Below are 20,207 nucleotides of genomic sequence, written 5' to 3'. Positions count from 1 at the left end.
TCTGGGGAAAATTTGTGTCCAAAATGCCGGTGCCATCGGCAATCAGAACGCGCCGTGTCGCCCCTGACCCGCCGCAAAGCTGGCAGCACCGCTCAGTGTCTCGCCGCTGGCGATCGTCTCACGGCCCAGCCGTGCCTCCAACGCAATCGCATCGGCCTCGGCAAGCGACCATTGCGCCAGCGCACTTGCCCGGTCGCCCCGAAGGCACTTCTGCGGAAAGGCGGCGATCTGCGTAGCCAGTTCCACCGCGAGTTCCAGAGCACCGCCATGACGGCTGACGCGGTTCGCAAGGCCGATCTCCTGCGCCTCGGCCTCCCCCAGTTCACGCCCCGTCAGCATAAGGTCCATTGCGCGGGAGTGCCCGATCAGGCGCGGGAGACGGATCGTGCCCATATCGACCAATGGCACGCCAAAGCGACGGCAGAACACGCCCATGCGCGCGGTTTCCGCCATGACGCGCATGTCGCACCAAAGCGCCAGCTCCATGCCGCCTGCGACGGCATATCCCTCGACAGCGGCGATGACAGGCTTGGTCATCTGCATCCGCGTCGGCCCCATGGGTCCCATGCCGCCCTCGGTCACGGGACGCTTGTCACCCTCGCTCAAGGCTTTCAGGTCCGCGCCCGCACAAAAATGCCCGCCCGCCCCGTGCAGGATCGCGACATGCACGCTATCGTCGGCGTCGATCCTCTCGAACGCCTCGAACAGGGCGAGCGCGGTCGCCGCGTCCACGGCATTGCGCCGTTCGGGCCTGTTGATGGTGACAATCGCCACCTGCTGCTTGTGATCGATCTTGACGTTCATGGGCTGCGCCTCCGGCTCCTCGTCAGACATAAACACTGCATCTGTCCGGTTTCCTGACAGTAAACAGGATGCTCAGGACAGCACAATTGCGCCAGCCCCCCCAAGTCGCTATAGGGGCGCTGAGAGACGCCCCGGCCCTGCGCGCAATCGGTTGCCGCACCGGGGCGTCCTGCTTTCTATCGGAGATACGTGCCATGACCCGCCGCCGCCAGATTTACGAAGGCAAGGCCAAGATCCTCTATGAGGGCCCCGAGCCGGGCACGCTGATCCAGTATTTCAAGGACGATGCCACCGCCTTCAACGCCCAGAAAAAGGGCACGATCAACGGCAAGGGCGTCATCAACAACCGCATCAGCGAATATGTGTTCACGCGGCTGGCGCATATTGGCATCCCGACGCACTTCATCCGCCGCCTGAACATGCGCGAGCAGCTGGTGCGCCAGGTGGAGATCGTGCCGATCGAGGTCGTGGTGCGCAATGTCGCTGCCGGATCGATCTGCAAGCGCCTGGGGTTGGAAGAAGGCCAGCCGCTGCCGCATACCCTCATTGAATATTGCTACAAGGACGACAGCTTGGGCGATCCGCTGGTCGCCGAAGAGCATATCGCATGCTTCGGCTGGGCCAGCCAGGAAGAGATGCAGGACATCTCGTCCATGGCGATCCGCATCAACGATTTCATGTGCGGCATGTTCGCGGCGATCGGCATCCGCCTGATCGACTTCAAGCTCGAATTCGGCCGCCAGTTCGACGGCGATTTCTCGCGCATCATCCTGGCCGACGAGATCAGCCCCGATGGCTGCCGCCTGTGGGATATTGAGACCGGCGAGAAGCTCGACAAGGACCGGTTCCGCCGCGATCTGGGCGGCGAGGTCGAGGCCTATCAGGAGGTCGCGCGCCGTCTGGGCCTGCTCAACGAAGGCGGCGACAACGAGGTGCTCGACCTCGACAGCCACCGCCGCCGCAAGGGCAAGTAACCCGCCGGTTTTGCCCTCGAAAGCTTGACGCGTCCGTCATCTTGCGCGGGTGAAAAGCCCGTGCAACATTTCCGCCACACAACAGCAAAAGTGGGTGGAGATGGATCGAGGCGGAAGGCTTTCCATAACCGTGGCGAAATCGGCGCTGGTCGGCATGGCCGCTGCCGCGCTTGCGCTGCTACCGGCCCCGCTTCTCGCGCAGAGCACCGCGCCACCATCACCTGAAATCACCACCCCCGCGCCCGTTCGCGACGAAGCCGCGATCGCCGCCGCCTGGGGCTATGCCGCGAGCGACCTGACGCCCGATCCTGCCGTACGGCTGGGCGTGCTGCCCAATGGCATGCGCTATGCCATCCGCAAGAACGCGACCCCGCCGGGCACCGCCGTGATGCGGCTGCTGATCGATGTCGGATCGACGGCGGAGAGCGAGGACGAACGCGGCCTTGCGCATTTCATCGAGCATATGGCGTTCAACGGCACCACCAATGTGCCCGAGGGCGAGATGATCAAGATTCTCGAACGGCTGGGGCTCGAATTCGGCGCGGATACCAATGCGTTCACCAGCTATGACCAGACCGGCTATCTGCTCGACCTGCCCAATGTCAAGGCCGAGACGGTCGATACCGCGCTCTATCTGCTGCGCGAGACCGCGAGTGAGATCCGCTTCGATCCTGCCTCGATCGACCGCGAGCGCGGGGTGATCCTGTCGGAACTGCGCACCCGCGCCAATTACGCGCAGCGCAACCGCGAATCGCTGTTCGAATTCACCGTGCCCGAAACGCGCATCGCCACGCGCTCACCGATCGGCGACCGATCCGTCATCGAGACTGCACCGGCGGAACGCTTCCGCAATTTCTACGAGCGCTATTACACGCCGGGCCGCAGCACTCTGGTCGTGGTCGGCGATGTCGACGTCGCCGAGATGGAAGCCAAGATCCAGGCGAGCTTCGGCAACTGGGAGGCGAAGCATGGCGAAGCGCCCGACGTGCCGCTTGGCCGGATCGACGTTACGCGCACCGACAAGGCGAACATCTTCACCCACCCCGCGATCGACGAGGTGACCACCGTCATCCGCTTCTCCCCCTATGTCGAAGAGCCCGACAGCAAGGCGACGCGGCGCGCGAAGCTGACCCGCGCGCTGGCCTATAACATCGTCGGCCGACGGCTGGGCCGGATCGCGCGGCAGGAGAACGCACCATTTGTCGGCGCGTCGGTCGGACGATCGGATGTTTACAGGATCGCCAACCAGTCGGTGCTGAACGTCGCGACCCGCGATGGCGAGTGGCAGCGCGGGCTGGAAGCGGCCGAGCGCGAGCTGCGCGCGGCGCTGCGCTATGGCTTTACCAGGGAGGAACTGGCAGAGCAGCTGGCCAATTTCACCACCGGTTACGAAAATGCGGTGCGCGGCCAGGAAACGCGGAGCAACGACCAGCTCGCCGACCAGATCATGGGCATGGCCAAGGACGGGATGATCGTCACCACGCCCGAAAGCCAGCTCGATCGCTTCACCGCGCTGCGTGACGCGCTGACGCCCAAGATGCTGCTCAAGGCGCTGCGCGAGGATTTCGGCACGCTCGACAAGCCGCTGATCCATCTCGCCACCAAGGTCGATCCGGCGGGCGGTGGCGACGCGGTGCGGACGGCGTTTGCCGAGGCGCAGAAGGTCAAGGTCGCCAAGCCGAAGGCGCGCGATGCGCAGGCCTTTGCCTATCAGGATTTCGGCTCGCCGGGCGAAGTGGTGGCCGACAGTCGAATCGAGGATCTGGGCATCCGCACCATCCGCTTTGCCAACAACGTGCGGCTGAACCTCAAGAAGACCGATTTCGACAGGAACCGGGTGCTCGTCTCGCTGCGCATCGATGGCGGCGATCTGCTCGCCTCGCGCGACAATCCCGAAGCGACCAGCCTGATGAACATCTTCGTGCGCGGCGGGCTGGAGGCGCACAGCCTCGACGACCTCTATTCGATCTTCGCGGGCCGCGCGGTGTCGCTCAATTTCGGCTCGGGCGAGGATTATCTCGGCGGCTATCTCGCGACTACGCCCGAGGATCTGAAGCTGCAGATGCAGGTGCTGACCGCCTTCACCACGCATCCCGGCTATCGCAGCGAGGCGATCAACCAGTATCGCAGCTATCTGCCCAATTTCTATGCCCGGCTGAATGCGACACCCGAAGGCGCGATCGGCAGCCAGATCGGTGCCATCCTGTCGGACAACGATCCGCGCTTCTCGCTTGCGCAAAAGGAAGTGTTCGAGAAGCTGACCTTTGACGATCTCAAGGCCGCGATCGGCGATCGGCTGGAAAAGGGCGCGATCGAAATCGGGCTGGTCGGCGATTTCGACGAGGAACAGGCGATCGCTGCCGTCGCCGCGACCTTCGGCGCATTGCCCGAGCGCGAAGCGGAGTTTCGCGACTATGACGAGGCACGCACCCGGCAGTTTACCCAGAACCGTGCCCCCCGCGTACTGCATCACAAGGGCGAGGCCGACCAGGCGATCGTGGAATTCTACTGGCCGACAACCGATGATCGCGATTATCGCGAGGACGTGCGCTTGCGCCTGCTGGCCGAGCTGCTGCAGATCAAGGTGACCGACCAGATCCGCGAAGAGCTGGGCGCAGCCTATTCTCCGGTGGCGCGCTCGTTCACCTCCTCCATCTATCCCGGCTATGGCTATATCCAGATCACCACCAATGTCGCGAGCAGCGATGTCCACAAGGTATCCGATGCGGTGCGCCATATTGCCGCAGAGCTTTCCGCCGCAGCGCCGCTGGCAGGATCGCCATCCATCCCCTCCCCCATAGCCGATGACGAGCTGGCCAGGGCGCGGACCCCGATCCTGGAAAACATCGCGAACAGCGTCAAAAGCAACAGCGCCTGGCTCGGTATCGTCGATTCGGCGCAGAGCAAGCCTGCGCGCCTTGATCGCTTCCGCAGCGGCGGCACTGCCTTCGGCAAGGTCAGCGCGGAAGAGCTGCTCGCCATGGCCCGCACCTATCTGGCACCTGACCGGGCGCTGCAGGTCCAGGCGCTTTACGAGGATGGCCCCAGCCCGACCGAGCTGGCCGCTCGTGCGGCTCCGGTGGCAGCCAACGCCACGCCGAACTGACGAGGCGCTCAGCCCCGGGCGCGATAGCCGCCGATGATGCCGAAGATAAACGCCATGAACAGCGCCAGCTGGACATGGCCCTGCGGATCGCTCCAGCCCAGCAAGGTGTGGCCGAAGCCGAACAACATCGCAATCGCCAGACCTGCCATGTTTCCCCCTTTGCCGTGCTGAACAAACGCTATGCGCAATGCGTTGACAGCGTTTTGTCGAGGACGGTTAACGCGCGTGCATCGTCCGGACGCGCCCTCGAGCTTTCGTCCCCCCTTGCCCCGGCGTGGCCGGGCGCTATAGGGCAGGCCATAGATTTTGCCAGGAGGACGCCGATGAAGGCCCGCATCCATGTGACCCTGAAAGACGGCGTGCTCGATCCGCAGGGCCGTGCGATCCACCATGCCCTGGAAGGGCTGGGCTTTGGCGGAGTGGAAGATGTCCGCGCAGGCCGCCTGATCGAACTGACTCTGGCCGATGGCACCAGCGACGAGGACATCGACGCGATGTGCCGCAAGCTGCTGGCGAACATGGTGATCGAAAACTATCGGGTCGAGAAGGTCGCATGAAGTCGGCGGTCATCACCTTTCCCGGATCGAACTGCGACCGCGATCTGGCGGTGGCGATCGAGCGGGTTACCGGTCATGCGCCGATCCGGCTGTGGCATGGCGAACAGACGCTTCCGCAAGGTCTCGATCTGATCGGCGTTCCGGGCGGCTTTTCCTATGGCGATTATCTGCGTTCCGGCGCGATGGCTGCACGCTCTCCGGTCATCGGGGCCGTGGTCGAGGCAGCCGAGCGCGGCGTCGCGGTTCTCGGCATCTGCAACGGGTTCCAGATCCTTACCGAATCCGGCCTGCTGCCCGGCGCGCTGATGCGCAATGCCGGTATTCGCTTCGTCTGCCGCACGGTCGAGTTGACCGTCGAAAACAGCGAGAGCCGGTTCACCAGTCTCTATACTCAGGGCGAGGCGATCCGCATTCCGGTCGCGCATCATGACGGCAATTATTTCGCTGACGATGCCACGCTCGACCGGATCGAGGGCGAAGGCCAGGTCGCCTTCCGTTATGCCGAGCCGGTCAACGGATCGGCGCGCAACATCGCCGGCGTTCTCAACGCCAAGGGCAATGTGCTGGGCATGATGCCGCACCCCGAGCGCGTGGTGGAACCGCAGCATGGCAACACCGATGGCGCGCGCCTGTTCGAAGGACTGGCCCGGTCGGTGCTCGAACGCACCTGATCTATCCGTATAGCGTGGTCTGCTGGCCGCCGAAAAGGCTGGCAACATCGTCGGCGGTCATCGGGCGTCCGTAATAATAGCCCTGGATCTTCTTGCATCCGAGGTCGCGAATGACCCGCACCTCGTGCTCGGTCTCCGCGCCTTCCGCCGTCGTCGACATGCCGAGGCTTTCCGCCATGGCCACCACCGCACGGATGATCGCGATGCTTTCCTGCATCCCGTTGGCCGCACCCTGCACGAAGCTGCGGTCGACCTTGATCGTGGTGAAGCGGGTCTTGCTGAGATAGCCGAGCGCCGAATAGCCCGTTCCGAAATCATCGAGTGACAGGCCGACGCCCAGCGCCAGAATCTGGTCGAGCGTCTCACCGGCGCGCGAGCCTTCGCGCAGGAACACGCTTTCGGTCACCTCAAGCTCCAGCCGCTGCGGCGCAAGGCCGGTTTCGGACAGAGCCTCGACCACGGTTTCGACAAAATCCGGTTCGTAAAGCTGTTCTGCCGATACGTTGACGGCCACGCGGACGTCAGCGGGCCAGGTGACTGCCTCACGGCACGCACGGTGCAGCACCCAGTTGCCGATGGGCACGACAAGACGCGCGTCCTCGGCCAGAGGAATGAACCGGGACGGGGAAACCTGGCCGAATTCCGGGTTAGACCAGCGGATCAGGGCTTCGAACGCGATCAGGGATTCGCTGGCGGCATCCACCACCGGCTGGAAGGCGAGCGAGAATTCGTCCTTCTCCAACGCCTTGCGCAGGGCGATCTCCATGACCCGGCGCTCTTCGGCATGGCTGTGCAGCTGGGGCTCGTAGACATTGTGGCGACCGCCGCCCTCGTCCTTCGATCGATACAGCGCCAGGTCGGCGCTGCGCATCAGCGTTTCAACGGTGCGGCCATCACGGGTGCCACAGGCCGATCCGACGCTAGCGCCGATGAACAGGGTGTGCTGATCGACCTCATAAGGCCGCGAGAGCACGTCGATGATCCTGTTTGCAAGATCAGAGATACGCTGACCGTCACCGGTATCGCGCATGACGACCGCGAACTCGTCGCCGCCGAGCCTTCCGCACAACTCGTCCTTGCCCATCAGCGAACGCAACCGCAGCGAAACCTGGGCGAGCAACCGGTCGCCGACCAGGTGCCCCAGCGTATCATTGACCGACTTGAACCGGTCGAGATCGATCATCAGGAAACCGCAACGGCAATGCCATTGCTCGCATTCCTTGAGCGCGCGGTCGAGCGCCTCGGTGAGCTGCAGGCGGTTGGGAAGGCCGGTAAGCGTATCGAACCGTGCGAGGCGTGCGATCTTTTCGGCATTCTCGCGGCTTTCGGTCACATCGGAGCCGACCCCGCGAAAACCGATGAATGCCCCGCTATCGTCAAAGCGCGGCGAGGCAGAGAGCTGCCACCAGCATGTCCGCTCGTCGCCCTGCACCTTGACCACCAGATTGGAAAAGCTTTCACGCTTGGTCAGCTTGTCCGAAAGGATATGCAGGCTGGGAGGCAGGTTGCCGCTTTCCCAATGCTTTCCGGCAATCAGCTGGGTGAACGGCATGCCTTCGATCTCGCTGGCCTCGCGTCCGGCGGCAAAGGCAAAGCGTGGGCTGACCGCAGTGATGCGGCGGCTGGCATCTATCTGCCAGAGCCAGTCGGCATCCCCTTCCTCGAACTCGCGCAGCAAGAGGCTGACGACCTCGTCCTTCTCGGCCAGTCCGTGCTCGGACATCTTGAACATCAGATAGGCCCGGGCGTTTTCAAAGCCGGACAGCGCCAGCAGAATCGAGAAACAGACGATCGCGCCGACAGTCACGAGGTTATCGCTTTGCCAATAGGCAAAGATCGACGCTCCCATCAGCACGAGATTGAGCACGAACGCGCCCAGCGGCAGTGCATTGAGCAACAGGGTTCCGCCCACCACCAGGGCAGCGAGGATGGTCCAGACCGTGGTCTGCTCTATTTCGCCGGCTTGGGGAGCAAAGGCGACGATCGGAACACACCAGACCAGGGCGATGGCGCCCGTCGCCGCAACCAGCTGGAGCACGAAGCGCCGCGCAACATGGTCGTGATTGACCATGCCGCTACGCCTATACAGAATCGAGGGAAAATAGAGCGATGCGCCCAGCAGCGCCATCCAGCCGGCGAGCTGCCAGGCAGGGACAAAACCGATGAAGAGCTGGCAGACCAGAAGACCGAGAACGAGGTTGGTCACGACCCGCAGGATCGCGTAGCGGGCAAGACCGGCATACTGAATCGCACGCAAATGGTCCCAGTCCCCCTCGGCAGGGTCGCGCAGGCCAAGAATGGCCATGACCGGCAGATCACGCACGGAAGAAGGTTTGCTTCGGGTCTTGCTCACCAGCGCGACATAGCGAAACAAAGTTAGCGAAGCGTAACCGGTCGCAAAGCTTTCACTGCACTTGCTGTGGATATCCGGTGGTTTGTGGCACCTTGCCTGCAACTGGCGCTTGTGGCCAGCTTGCAGGCGATGGCGGACTGGCCCGCCGCCCCCTGGGGGGCGGCGGCATCTTCAATCAGATGACGGCCAGAATGATGGTCGCGCTGCTCACGAAAGCGGCGGCCAGATTGAATGCAATACGCATGACGAACTCCTGACGAACGATGGAATTTGCCGCGCAGACATCCTGCTCTCTATGCAGGGCTAAATAGGTCATAAACACTGTCGTACAAGTGCAATTGATTCGCATGCACTTGCATAATACGCAATTATCTTTCGGACAAGGCTGCCCGGGCCGCCTCCCAGTTGCGACCATCGAAATCGACAATTTCTGTTTCTATTTCATAGCCTTGATCGAGACACCTGAAGTCTATCGACCAGGAATCGGGATGTGACCTTGGCTGGTAGAAACTGCGTATGCCGCATGTCTTGCAAAACAGATGCTCTGCCACGCCCGTGCCGAACCGATAACTGGTGAGAAGATCCCGGCCGGACAGCAGGCGAAAATCGGCATGGGGCACGATCAGGTGCAGGAAACCGGTCCTGGCGCACATCGAGCAGTTGCACGACAGCAGCCGGACATGACGCGGTACGTCCGCCTCGAAACGTACCGCGCCGCAATGGCAGCCGCCGCCTGTTGCGACCCTGCCCTCGTCAGCCGGGTCCACGCCGCTCATCCGGATGCTTCGACAAGCATGCGAGCCCTCATGTCGTCTGGCCACGGCACGGCGCTGGCCTTGACCAGATCCATGCAGACCAGGGTGGCAGATGCCCGCATGCGGACCTCGTCTGCGCAGCGGATGACATAGCGGATCGCGCAGGACGATCGGCCGACCTTGTCGACGATCAGGTCGATCGAAAGCCTGTCGCCCAATCGGCTGGGAACAGCGAAGTCCGCTTCGAGATGGACCGTCGGAACACCGATATGGCGATCGAGATGCATCTGCCTGAAATCGACGCCGACAATATCGGCAAAATATTGCTCTACCGCCGCGTTGAGCATCTCGAAATAGCGGGGATAGAAGACGATCCCGGCCGCATCGACATGGGCAAAGCGCACGGGCAGTTCCAGCACCTGCATCAGCACTCCTCCGATTGATCGAGCGAGGTCCGCACTACCGCGAGCAGCGCGTACAGCTGGTCGCGATCGGCGGCCCTGACGCCTGCAAACATTTGCTCGATCCAGCCGTGATGCTCGCGCGCGACCATGTCAAAATGGGCGCGTCCCTGATCGGTCATCGACACGATCGAGCTTCGCCGATCATGCTCGGGCTTGCTGACAGAGACATGGCCAAGCCGGGCAAGCTGCTGAACGACGGCGGTGACATTGCCATTGGACACCAGCAGCCGCTGCGACAATTCGCTCATTGCAAGACCGGCCGGCTCGCGTTCCAGCGCGGCGAGAACGTCAAAGCGCGGCAGCGTCGTGTCGAACTGTTCGGCCAGCCGTCGCCGCAACCGCTTTTCGGCAATCGTCGTGCAACTGAGCAGCCGCAACCAGAGCCTGAGACTGGGGTTGGCAGCCGAACCGCCGGGGCTGCGAACGGGGCCCTCTTCGTCTGTCTGGATTGCCGTCGCCATCAGGCCAGGACCGTAGCCGGGCGCATGGTGCGGAGCAACTGTTCCTGCCCGAGCCTGTAGGCGTCATGCGCGCGCAGACCCTTGTAGCCGGCAGCAGCGGCCGCATGCAGCGTCCAGGCCGGATCAGCGAGATGCGGCCTTCCAAGCGCGACGAGATCGGCACGGCCGGCCACCAGGATCGAGTTGATCTGATCTGCGTCGGTGATGTTGCCTGCGGTGATGGTCGGGCAACCGGCCTCGTTACGGACCTGATCGGAAAGCGGCGCCTGATACATCCGGCCGTAGACAGGCCTTGCGGCAGGCGTTGTCTCGCCCGACGAGACATCGACGATATCGGCTCCGGCGGCGCGGAAAGCCTGTGCGATCTCAACGGCGTCGTCGCCGGTGATACCGCCCGGTGCCCAGTCATGCGCCGAGATGCGCACGGACAGCGGCTTGTCCTGCGGCCAGACGGCGCGCACCGCCTCGACGACCGAAACCGGGAACACCAGCCGCGCTGCCAGTTCACCGCCAAGGGCATCGTCGCGATGGTTGGTCAGCGGGCTGATGAAGCCGGACAGCAGATAGCCATGGCCTGCCTGGATCTCGATCAGATCGAACCCCGCCCGGTCGGCGCGGCGGGCAGCATCGACAAAAGCTGCGCGGATCGCATCCATGCCCGTTTCATCGAGTGCCGACGGTGTTGCATGGCCGGGAGCCCAGGGTTCCGCGCTGGCAGCCACCAGCGGCCAAGCCCCTTCGGCCAAGGGCTTTTCGCCCTTTGAAGGCACCGATACCGCCCCGCGCGCACCGGCATGGCCGATCTGCACCCCGATTGCACAACCTGCGGCATGTGCGAAATTGACGATCGGCGACCAGCCATCGGCTTGCTCGTCGGTCCACAGGCCAGGGCAGGCAGGCGTGATCCGGCCTTCGGGCGAAACCGCGCACATCTCGGTCATCACCAGTCCCGCGCCGCCCAGCGCGCGTGCTCCATAATGGACCAGATGGAACGCCCCCACCCGCCCCTGGTCATCGGCCTGATAGGTCAGGACAGGCGCGACGACCACGCGATTGGCGAGCGTCAGCCCGCGCAGGCGGAACGGCGTGAACATCGGCGGCGCTGCGGAATCGCCGCCCGATTGCGAAGCAAACCAGCTTTCGACCTCGGTCAACCATTGCGGATCACGCAACGCCAGGTTCGCATGGCTGACCCGCTGCGACCGGGTCATCAGCGAATAGCCGAACTGGATCGGCGGAAAGTCGATATAGCGGTCCAGCGTCTCGAACCATTCGGTCGAATTGCGCGCCGCATTCTGGATCTTGAGCACCTCGACCCGGCGTTCCTGCTCATATTCGCCCAGCGCACTGGCCAGAGCCGGGCGCTCGTCCAGCCCGGGCCGGTCGAGCACGGCGGCGAGCTTGATCGCATCTTCCAGCGCCAGCTTGGTGCCCGATCCGATCGAGAAATGCGCGGTGTGTGCGGCATCGCCGAGCAGCACGACATTGTCGAACGACCAGCGGTGACACAGCACCCGGCGGAAGTTGATCCAGGCGGCAGAACCGCGCAGATGCGTGGCGTTGCTGATCAGCGGGTGGCCCTGAAGATGCCGGGCGAACAGCTTCTCGCATGCCGCGCGCGCCTCGTCCGGCTCCATCCTGTCGAAGCCGAGCCCGGCCCAGGTGCTTTCCGAACATTCGACAATGAAGGTCGAGTGCGTGTCGTCGAACCGATAGGCATGGGCCCAGACCCAACCGGCTTCGGTCTTTTCGAAGATGAACTCGAACGCCTCGAACAGCCGGGTGGTGCCGAGCCAGATGAACTTGTTCGCACGCACCTGGATGTCGACATCGAACCGCTCGGCATAGAGCTCGCGCACGCGGCTGTTGACGCCATCGGCCGCGACGATCAGGTCATAATCGCCCCAGGCCTCGACCTCCGGACTGAACTCGGTCTCGAACACCAGGTTCACGCCCAACTCGCGTGCGCGTTCCTGCAGGATGATCAGCAGTCGCTTGCGGCCGATACCGATAAAGCCATGTCCGCGCGAGCGGATGCGCTCATCGCCGATCACGACATCGACATCGTCCCAATGCGCGAAGCTGTCCGCGATCGTCGCGGCGCTGACCGGATCGTTGGCGCGCAGATTGCCCAACGTCTGGTCGGAAAAGACCACACCCCAGCCGAACGTGTCGCCCGCCTTGTTGCGCTCGAACACCGTGATGTCATGCGCCGGATCGCGCAGCTTCATCGAGATTGCGAAGTAGAGACCGGCAGGTCCGCCTCCCAGGCACGCAATACGCATGGCCATTATACCGCGACGATATTGTGGCGAAGGCTGCCGATGCCTTCGACCGCGCACTCGACGACATCGCCCGGCCACAGGAATTCCTGCGGCGTCCGGCCTGCGCCGACACCTTCTGGCGTGCCGGTCGCGATAATGTCACCCGGCTCCAGCGTGATGCCGACCGAGATGTCGGCGATCAGCTCATCGACCTTGAACAGCATCTTGGCGGTGTTCGACCGCTGCTTCTCGACGCCGTTGACGGTCAGCCACAGGTCGAGCGTTTGCGGATCGGGAATTTCGTCGGCGGTGACGATCATCGGCCCCATCGGGGCATAGCCGTCCTGCCCCTTGGAATAGATCCACTGCCCGGCACGGCGGCAGTCGCGCGCGCTGAAATCGATCAGCACGGTATAGCCGAACACATGAGCCAGCGCATCCTCGCGGGCAACGCGCTTGGCGCGCGTTCCGATGATCGCTGCCAGTTCGACCTCCCAGTCGAGCTGCTGCGTAACGCCCGCATCATGCGGGATCGGATCGCCGGGTCCGCAGACGCTGGTCGGCGGCTTGGAAAAGATCACCGGCTGGCGCGGCAGATCGGGCGACGTATCCAGCGCTGCTGCGGATTCGGCGACATGGTCGATATAGTTGAGGCCGATGCCGAAGACATTCTTGCGCGGACGAGGAATCGGCGCGAGCAGCTTCACATTGGCAAGCGGCAGCGCCGTGCCAAGAGGAAAGTCGCCGTCCAGCTCCGCCAGCAACGCGGTTGCTATGCGCACGGCCTCCGGTCCCAGATCGATGAACTCGAGCATCGAGCTGGGCAGCGGCACACCGGTGGCTTCGCCGAGCAGCCCCAGATCGACCACAAGCCGATCGACTACCGCACCCAGCCGGGCAGACGCTTCGACATCGGCGCGAAAGGTCACAAGACGCATGAATGAAATCCTTCGAACAGGGGGAGAAAAGGAAAGGGAAAGTCAGACGGCAATCGGCTGGTGCCCGCCATTTTCGGCCAGCGCTTCCTGCCGGTAGAGGCCGAGCGCGCGCATCACCGGCAGGTCATGGAACGAGAACAGGCACGCATCCTCGCTCTCCGAGGCGTTGCAATGCTCGTGGAACATCCAGCTCGGCACGACGAAGATGTCGCGCTCCTGCCAGTCAAAGCGCTGACCGTTGATGATCGAATATCCAGAGCCCTTGGCGCACTGATAGACGAAATTGCCGACCTCGCGGTGCGCGCGGGTGCGCTCGCCGGGGCGCAGCATCTGGATCGACGCACCGATCGTGGACATGACAGCACCGCCGGTCAGCGGGTTCATGTAATCCATGTGCACGCCATCATAGGGGCTGCCATCGGTGACCCTGGCATAGCGCTGGAGCGCCTCATAGGTTGGCTCCCATTCGTATTTGAACAACGGCGAGTAGCGCTTCGACCAGTCCTGACCTGCCGGGCGCAGCCCCGCGCCGGCCCAGGTCGCGGTCGAATCGTCGACCGGATAGGTCACGGCCTGGTTGAGGTCCGGATGCACCTCGTAGAAATTGGCGTCGAGCGCGTTCATCAGCGGAATGTCGAGCCCGTCCTGCCAGATGCAGGGGGTGCCGCCTTCCGCCACGCCATGTTCATGCCAGGTGCCGTTGGGCGTCAGCACGAAATCGTTGCGGCCTAGCGTCATCTTGTGTCCGTCGACATTGGTGAAGGCGCCCTCGCCCTCCATGATGAAGCGCAGCGCCGAGGCCGAATGACGATGGCTCGATGCACATTCTCCGGGCGCCATCACCTGCAGCCCCGAATAGAGCCAGCCCACCGCGGCCACGACATCCTGCCGCGCCGGATTGGCGAGGTAGACCACGCGCCGCCCGGCCTGTTCGGGAGTCACCAGTTCGAGCGCGCGCATCACCCGGTCGCGCAGGTCATTGTAACGCCAGATGATCGGCACCGATGGCGAAGCGGGCTCCCATGGCTCGATCTTGTTGGCGACCGTCCACAGCGCGCCGGTTCCCAGCTCCTCGAGTTCGCGGTAATAGCGGATCAGTTCGGGCGTGTCGGTGACATTGGCCCTGCCGGCCACGTCTTCGCGATATTGGTCATAGGTCGATGCCATGCCGAATCCTTTCGCCTAGATATTTGAAGGTTAAAACTTTAAGCTTGAAACGTCAACGGGCAGAGCTATGGTCGGCCCGGAAAAGAAAGGTCAGCGCGATGGCGAGATACAAGGCAGCGGTGGTTCAGGCGGCATCGGACCCGTTCGATCCGGCAGCATCGGCTGCCAAGGCGGCATCGCTGATCCGCGAAGCGGCTGCGGCGGGCGCACGGCTGGCGGTGTTCCCCGAAGCCTTTATCGGCGGCTATCCCAAAGGCGCATCGTTCGGCACGCCGGTCGGCATGCGCAAGCCCGAGGGGCGCGGGGATTTCCAGCGCTACCATGAAGCGGCAATCGCCCTTGACGGCCCGGAGGTCGCGCTGATCGCCGACGCAACTGCGGAAACCGGGCTGTTCGTGGTGATCGGCGTGATCGAGCGCGACGGAGGTACGCTCTATTGCACTGCGCTGTTTTTCGACGGCGCTAACGGCCTGGTGGCCAAGCACCGCAAGCTGATGCCGACCGGAGCAGAACGGCTGATCTGGGGCTTTGGCGACGGGTCGACCATGCCGGTGCTCGATACGCCGCTGGGCAAGGTCGGTGCAGTGATCTGCTGGGAAAACTACATGCCGGCGATGCGCATGGCCATGTACGCCAAGGGCATATCGATCTGGTGTGCGCCCACCGCCGACGATCGCGACGGCTGGCTCGCCTCGATGCGGCACATTGCGCTGGAGGGTCGCACCTTCGTTCTTTCCGCCTGCCAGCACATCACGCGAAGCGCGTTTCCCGACGACTATGATTGCGCTTTGGGCAACGATCCCGAAACGGTCCTGATGCGTGGGGGCAGTTGCATCATCGCTCCGCTCGGCGACGTGCTCGCCGGGCCCGATTATGCAGGCGAGACCATTCTCTATGCCGAGATCGACACCGAGGAAGTGGTGCGGGGCAAGTATGACTTCGATGTCACCGGTCATTATGCGCGGCCCGACATCTTCAGCCTGACGGTGGACGAACGCGCCAAGCCGCCGGTCGTGCGCACGCTGGAGGGTTGAGGCAGTGGAGTTCGATCTGCGCGCGCTCGAAGTCGCCAAGCGCTACAAGCTGCTCGCCTCTTCCATCACTCCGCGTCCGATCGCCTGGGTCACCAGCCGCTCGGCCGACGGCATTCACAATGCTGCACCCTACAGCTTTTTCAACATGATGGGGTCCGATCCGCCGACGGTCGTGCTGGGCCTGATGCTGCGGCCCGAGGGCGGGCTGAAGGACAGCGCGGTCAATATCACCACCACCGGCGAATTCGTCATCAACCTGGTATGCGAGGCCGATGCCGAGGCGATGAACCTCACCTGCATCGACGCTCCGCCGGAGGTGGACGAATGCGCGCTGGCGGGGCTCGACCTGCTGCCTTCGCGCCTTGTTGCACCGCCGCGCATCGCCAGCGCGCCTGCCAGCTTCGAATGCCGGGTCCTTGAGACCGTCTATCCCGGCGGAGAGGGCGGACAGGTGATCATCATCGGTGAAGTCCTGGTGGCGCATATTGCCGACCGGTTCGTGCTCGATCGCGATCGCTGCCATGTCGATACGCTCGCCATGGGGCTCATCGGCCGTGTCCACGGGGCGGGCTGGTATGTACGGATGACCGATCTGTTCCAGATGGACAGGCCGGTCTGGCCCAAGGATGCGCCGGGCTCAGAAGCCTGAGCCGGCGGCCCCTCCCCCGCCCGCGATCCAGCGGTCGATCTTCGCCTCCAGAACCGCCAGCGGCAGCGCGCCGGTGCCCAGCACCTGATCGTGATAGTCGCGAATGTCGAAACGGCTGCCGAGCGCCTTGCGGGCACGTTCGCGCAGCACCGCGATTCGAATCTCGCCGATCTTGTAAGCACAGGCCTGACCGGGCATCGCAATGTACCGGTCGATCTCCACCGCGACATCCTTGGGCGCCATCGAAGTGTTGGCCAGCATGTAATCGATCGCCTTCTGGCGCTGCCAGTTCTTCGCGTGCAACCCGGTATCGACCACCAGCCGTACGGCGCGCAGCATCTCCATGTCGAGATGCCCGAACCACTGGAGCGGATCGGTAAACATGCCGAGGTCGCGGCCGAGCGATTCGGCATAAAGCCCCCAGCCTTCCGAATAGGCGGTGGACGATCCGAAGCGAAGAATCGGTGGCAGCGCCTCGTTCTCGCGCGCCAGCGTGATCTGGAAATGATGGCCGGGAATGCCCTCGTGCAGCGTCAGCGTCTCGAGCGTCGGGATCGGCCGCGTGCCGAGCATCGCCATGTTGAAATAGAGCGTCCCCGGCGACACCCCGTCTGCTGGCCCGGGCCGGTAATAGCCCGTCCCGCGCTGGTCGCCGAGTGCCGGCAGCGGCCCGACGCGGAACGGTGCCTTGGGCCGCCGCGCGAACAGCTTGGGGATGGCCGGCCAGATCTTCGCCTCGATCGCGGCAAAACGCGCGAGCAGCTCTTCGGGCGTCTTGCAATAATATCGGGGGTCGGTGCGGATATGCTCGAACAGCCCGGCAAGGTCGCCGTCAAAGCCGATATCCTTGCGCGCCTGCTCCATCTCGCCGCGAATGCGCGCGACCTCCGACAGTCCGAGCGCGTGGATTTCGTCGGCACCCAGCGTGGTCGTCGTGTGCCGTGCCAGTTCGGCGGCATAGAGCCTGTCGCCATCGGGCATGGCGCCTCGCCCCGGCAGCGCAAGTGCCCTGGGTGCATAATCCTGCGTCAGGAAATCGCGCCACAGCTGATAGCCGGGCAGGATGCGCCGGGTGATCATCGTCCGATAGGCTGCTGTCAGACGCTCGCCGTCACTCGCGGTGATCGCATCCGGCAGACGCCGGATTGCCGCAAAGAACGGCGTGTCATCGGGCGCGAGCGCCAGCATGGCATCGACCTGGCGGAGCACATTGCCGACCACGACCTGCGATTGCACATGGCCCGACGCCAGACCTTCGCGCAGCCGCACGACCGCCGTTTGCAGATAATCGCCAAAGCCCGCAAGCCGCTCCAGGCCACGCTCGTAATCGGCGAGCGACTCGAAACGCGCGCCGCCACCCGATACGAAATCGGCCACTTCGACATGCGGACCGAACGAGGGATCGAGCGCCAGCTGCCGCTTGATGGCAAACAGTCCGCTGTCGAACAGGTTGAGCACCTCGCGCGTCCGATAGGCAAACACGTCATAGGCAATGGCGTCCTGTGGCGACAGCGCCTTGCGATCAATCTGCTGGAGCGCGGCAAGCTGCGCCCGCTTGTTGGCCTCCAGCGTCGCGCCGTAATAGTCGCCCAGCGGATCGACATAGGCAGGCCCGCTGCTTTCCCCGCGTCGTTCGTCCGACAGCGGGTCGAGCAGCGCATCGGCGGCATCGGCCTGTTCCAGCAGCGCGCGCAGCCTCGCGCCCTCGGCCCCTGCCTGGGCGCTGAGCGGCACGCTCGCCAGGGCGCCGAAGGCCAGTCCGCCCGCCAACGTTGCCCTGCGCGTAACCCGAAAGCCGTTCATCGCCATTTTTCAATCTCCCTGCCGCTCTGATCCTCAACAACCGGGAGCGAGTTTCAAGTGTTCAAATTGCGCTGGCAGGCGGCCAAAAACCACCCAAATATCTGACTAACACATTGGATAGAAACAATTTAATTTCGCCGAAGCGCTCTCCAAGTCACATATGTTGCGCCCAACGCAACGATTCCAATGGTTTTGCTGCATTGCACGAATGCGTCATTTGCGTGACGTTGCACGTATTCGAGGGGACAGCGGGGATAGTGCACATGCGTTACCGGCGGTGGATGATAGCGGCATTGGCAACGGCGGCGACGCTGATGCCGATCGCAGCAACGACCGATGCCTTGGCCCGCGAGGGCAAGATCATGGTCGACCAGGAGGTCAGCACCGAAGTCATCGCGCTGGTCGGCGGCAATGTCGTCGATGTCGATACCGGCAAGGTCACGATGAACGCGACGGTGCTTGTCAGCGGCGGACGCATCAGCGCTGTCGGGCCAGCCGCTGCCATCACCATTCCGGCAGATGCCAGGCAGGTATCGATGACAGGCCGATGGCTGATCCCGGGCCTTATGAACATGCACACGCATTACGGCCTCAAGCTGCCGGGGGCAGCGGGCGCCGCACTGGTGAACGAGACCGACCCGCAACAAGTGCTGCGCATGGCAGGCAATGCGCGCAAGTCGCTGCTCGCCGGGGTCACCACCACGCGCTCCACCGGCGAGGATCATGGCAATGACTTCGCGCTGCGCGCCGGGATCGAGCGCGGTGACGTGATCGGCCCGCGCATCCTGACCGCAGGCGAGATCATCGTGCCCACCGGCGGCCATGGCTCGCTCGAAGCCGATGGCCCCTATGGCCTGGCAACAGCGGTGCGCAAGCAGATCAAATATGGCGCCGACTGGATCAAGATCGCCATCTCGGGCGGCATTTCGGACACGCATGGTGCCATCGGCGCCGCGCCGATGACCGACGAGGAACTGTCCACGCTCATCGAGGTCGCGCATCGCAACGGCATTCCGGTGACCGCGCATAACGGCTCGGCCCAGGCGGCGCAGCAGGCGCTGAAGTTCGACATCGATTGCTTCGAACACGGCTATTATCTCGATGATGCCGCGCTTCAGCTGATGAAGAAAAAGGGTGTCTGGCTGGTGCCTACCATCGTCGTCAGCCAGCCGGGTGCGAAGGAATTCTACAAGAAGATCGGATCGCCAGCCTGGTATCTCGCACGCGTCGATAGCACCGGCAAGGAACACTGGGCGATGCTGGAAAAGGCGATCCGCCTGGGCGTCAACATCGCGCTGGGTACCGACCAGTTTCCGTTCGAACCCAATGACGGCACCACTGCTACCGTGGCCGAGGCCGAGCTCTATGTGAAGGCGGGTATGACCCCGCTCCAGGCGCTGCGCTCGGGAACTACCGAGACCGCAAGGATGCTCAAGATCGACGACATGACCGGGCGCATCAAGCCAGGCCTCGCCGCCGACATCGTCGCGGTCAACGCCAATCCGGTGGAGAATATTTCGGCGCTGCGCACCATCGATTTCGTGATGAAGGACGGCCGCATCTATCGCGACGACAAGACCGGCCTCATCGCCCAATAAAGGGGAATTCCAAGATGACCATGATGACCAGACTGATCGCCGGGGCCGCGCTGGCGCTTGTGCCCGCTCTGCCCGTACTGGCTCCCGCAGCGATTGCCGCGCCCGTCGCATCGGACGATCCCGTATCGCAGATGTTCGTCTGGTGGAACGAGGCGTTCAAGACGCCCGGCGCCTTCAGCCCCGAGAATTTTCGCAAGCACTTCACCGAGGATGCGACGCTGGTGCTTGAGGGCAAGACCGTGATCAACGGCGTCGAAGGCTGGGCGAAGCATTTCCAGAAGATTCAGGCCGGCGGCGGCGATGTCGAGATCGTGGTGCCGTTCAAGGACATGTTCCGCGTCGGCGACCGGGTCTACACCTATCACGTCATCCGGTCGCGTCGCAGCGGCAAGACCGCCTGCTCTCTGGCGGCAGGCCATGGCGTGATCCGCGACGGCAAGATCGCGTCGATCGTGCTGGTCCGTTCCGAACTTGATGCCGCAAAGGGTCCGCTCGATCCGCAATGCTGGACCAGCTGATCGCGCACACGCTTTCGGCGGAGCGACCATAAAGGCGCCCGCCAAATTCCAGGGGAATGAAAAACCATGTCGTCGGCACCTGCTGGCGGCA

The 20,207-nt window shown here is 63.7% G+C and carries 19 protein-coding genes; 8 read left to right on the top strand and 11 right to left on the bottom strand.

Annotated elements, in window-relative coordinates:
- Window positions 1-42 precede the first annotated feature (42 nt).
- A complete protein-coding gene (locus C7451_RS11710; protein WP_110299249.1) occupies window positions 43-804 on the bottom strand; it encodes a crotonase/enoyl-CoA hydratase family protein in 762 nt (253 codons plus the stop codon).
- A gap of 194 nt (window positions 805-998) precedes the next feature.
- Here C7451_RS11710 and purC point away from each other — a divergent pair, with 194 nt between their 5' ends.
- Both purC and C7451_RS11700 read left to right on the top strand, forming a co-directional pair.
- Complete coding sequence (purC, locus tag C7451_RS11705) at window positions 999-1,778, top strand: phosphoribosylaminoimidazolesuccinocarboxamide synthase (protein ID WP_023836390.1); 780 nt, start codon at window positions 999-1,001, stop codon at window positions 1,776-1,778.
- Between the two features lie 130 nt (window positions 1,779-1,908).
- Entirely contained in the window at window positions 1,909-4,884 is a 2,976-nt protein-coding gene (locus C7451_RS11700) for a M16 family metallopeptidase (protein ID WP_167398519.1), read from the top strand.
- 8 nt (window positions 4,885-4,892) lie between these two features.
- Here C7451_RS11700 and C7451_RS19975 read toward each other — a convergent pair whose 3' ends face one another.
- Entirely contained in the window at window positions 4,893-5,033 is a 141-nt protein-coding gene (locus C7451_RS19975) for a hypothetical protein (protein ID WP_167398518.1), read from the bottom strand.
- A gap of 174 nt (window positions 5,034-5,207) precedes the next feature.
- Between C7451_RS19975 and purS the strand changes: the two genes are divergently transcribed.
- Window positions 5,208-5,441, top strand: coding sequence for a phosphoribosylformylglycinamidine synthase subunit PurS (gene purS / locus C7451_RS11695; RefSeq protein WP_110299146.1), 234 nt, complete (start codon window positions 5,208-5,210; stop codon window positions 5,439-5,441).
- A complete protein-coding gene (purQ, locus tag C7451_RS11690) occupies window positions 5,438-6,112 on the top strand; it encodes a phosphoribosylformylglycinamidine synthase subunit PurQ (RefSeq protein ID WP_110299145.1) in 675 nt (224 codons plus the stop codon). The genes purS and purQ overlap by 4 nt, the downstream gene beginning before the upstream one ends.
- Before the next feature lies 1 nt (window position 6,113).
- Here purQ and C7451_RS11685 read toward each other — a convergent pair whose 3' ends face one another.
- The 8 genes from C7451_RS11685 to C7451_RS11655 all read right to left on the bottom strand — a co-directional run bounded on the left by C7451_RS11685 (window position 6,114) and on the right by C7451_RS11655 (window position 14,514).
- Complete coding sequence (locus C7451_RS11685) at window positions 6,114-8,435, bottom strand: putative bifunctional diguanylate cyclase/phosphodiesterase (protein ID WP_341866626.1); 2,322 nt, start codon at window positions 8,433-8,435, stop codon at window positions 6,114-6,116.
- Between the two features lie 205 nt (window positions 8,436-8,640).
- Complete coding sequence (locus C7451_RS19970) at window positions 8,641-8,781, bottom strand: hypothetical protein (protein WP_167398517.1); 141 nt, start codon at window positions 8,779-8,781, stop codon at window positions 8,641-8,643.
- Between the two features lie 52 nt (window positions 8,782-8,833).
- Window positions 8,834-9,241, bottom strand: a complete 408-nt coding sequence (locus tag C7451_RS11680; RefSeq protein WP_110299143.1) for a GFA family protein — start codon at window positions 9,239-9,241, stop codon at window positions 8,834-8,836.
- Window positions 9,238-9,645 (bottom strand): acyl-CoA thioesterase, encoded by a 408-nt coding sequence (locus C7451_RS11675; protein WP_110299142.1) that lies wholly within the window; start codon window positions 9,643-9,645, stop codon window positions 9,238-9,240. The genes C7451_RS11680 and C7451_RS11675 overlap by 4 nt, the downstream gene beginning before the upstream one ends.
- On the bottom strand, window positions 9,645-10,145 hold the full coding sequence (locus C7451_RS11670; protein ID WP_110299141.1) for a MarR family winged helix-turn-helix transcriptional regulator: 501 nt from the start codon (window positions 10,143-10,145) through the stop codon (window positions 9,645-9,647). The genes C7451_RS11675 and C7451_RS11670 overlap by 1 nt, the downstream gene beginning before the upstream one ends.
- A complete protein-coding gene (locus C7451_RS11665; RefSeq protein WP_244181838.1) occupies window positions 10,145-12,436 on the bottom strand; it encodes a bifunctional salicylyl-CoA 5-hydroxylase/oxidoreductase in 2,292 nt (763 codons plus the stop codon). The genes C7451_RS11670 and C7451_RS11665 overlap by 1 nt, the downstream gene beginning before the upstream one ends.
- Entirely contained in the window at window positions 12,436-13,347 is a 912-nt protein-coding gene (locus C7451_RS11660) for a fumarylacetoacetate hydrolase family protein (RefSeq protein WP_110299140.1), read from the bottom strand. The genes C7451_RS11665 and C7451_RS11660 overlap by 1 nt, the downstream gene beginning before the upstream one ends.
- Window positions 13,348-13,389: 42 nt before the next feature.
- The gene (locus C7451_RS11655; protein ID WP_110299139.1) at window positions 13,390-14,514 is read right to left on the bottom strand and encodes a cupin domain-containing protein; all 1,125 of its coding nucleotides are present in this window, start codon (window positions 14,512-14,514) and stop codon (window positions 13,390-13,392) included.
- 98 nt (window positions 14,515-14,612) lie between these two features.
- On the opposite strand from C7451_RS11655, the gene C7451_RS11650 reads away from it, so the two are divergent.
- Window positions 14,613-15,548, top strand: a complete 936-nt coding sequence (locus C7451_RS11650) for a carbon-nitrogen hydrolase family protein (protein WP_110299138.1) — start codon at window positions 14,613-14,615, stop codon at window positions 15,546-15,548.
- A gap of 4 nt (window positions 15,549-15,552) precedes the next feature.
- Entirely contained in the window at window positions 15,553-16,197 is a 645-nt protein-coding gene (locus C7451_RS11645) for a flavin reductase family protein (RefSeq protein WP_110299137.1), read from the top strand.
- On the opposite strand, the gene C7451_RS11640 is transcribed toward C7451_RS11645, so the two are convergent.
- Complete coding sequence (locus tag C7451_RS11640) at window positions 16,186-18,006, bottom strand: DUF885 domain-containing protein (protein ID WP_110299136.1); 1,821 nt, start codon at window positions 18,004-18,006, stop codon at window positions 16,186-16,188. The two genes, C7451_RS11645 and C7451_RS11640, sit on opposite strands and share 12 nt — an antisense overlap.
- Before the next feature lie 257 nt (window positions 18,007-18,263).
- On the opposite strand from C7451_RS11640, the gene C7451_RS11635 reads away from it, so the two are divergent.
- Both C7451_RS11635 and C7451_RS11630 read left to right on the top strand, forming a co-directional pair.
- Window positions 18,264-19,598 carry an amidohydrolase family protein gene (locus tag C7451_RS11635; protein WP_244181836.1) on the top strand — a complete coding sequence of 445 codons (1,335 nt, stop codon included), beginning with the start codon at window positions 18,264-18,266 and terminating at the stop codon, window positions 19,596-19,598.
- 14 nt (window positions 19,599-19,612) lie between these two features.
- On the top strand, window positions 19,613-20,116 hold the full coding sequence (locus tag C7451_RS11630; protein WP_244181834.1) for a nuclear transport factor 2-like protein: 504 nt from the start codon (window positions 19,613-19,615) through the stop codon (window positions 20,114-20,116).
- Window positions 20,117-20,207 lie beyond the last annotated feature (91 nt).

This window comes from Blastomonas natatoria, from assembly GCF_003201955.1.
GTDB classification, from domain to species: domain Bacteria; phylum Pseudomonadota; class Alphaproteobacteria; order Sphingomonadales; family Sphingomonadaceae; genus Blastomonas; species Blastomonas natatoria.
This window is presented reverse-complemented; position numbering and strand designations above follow the sequence as displayed.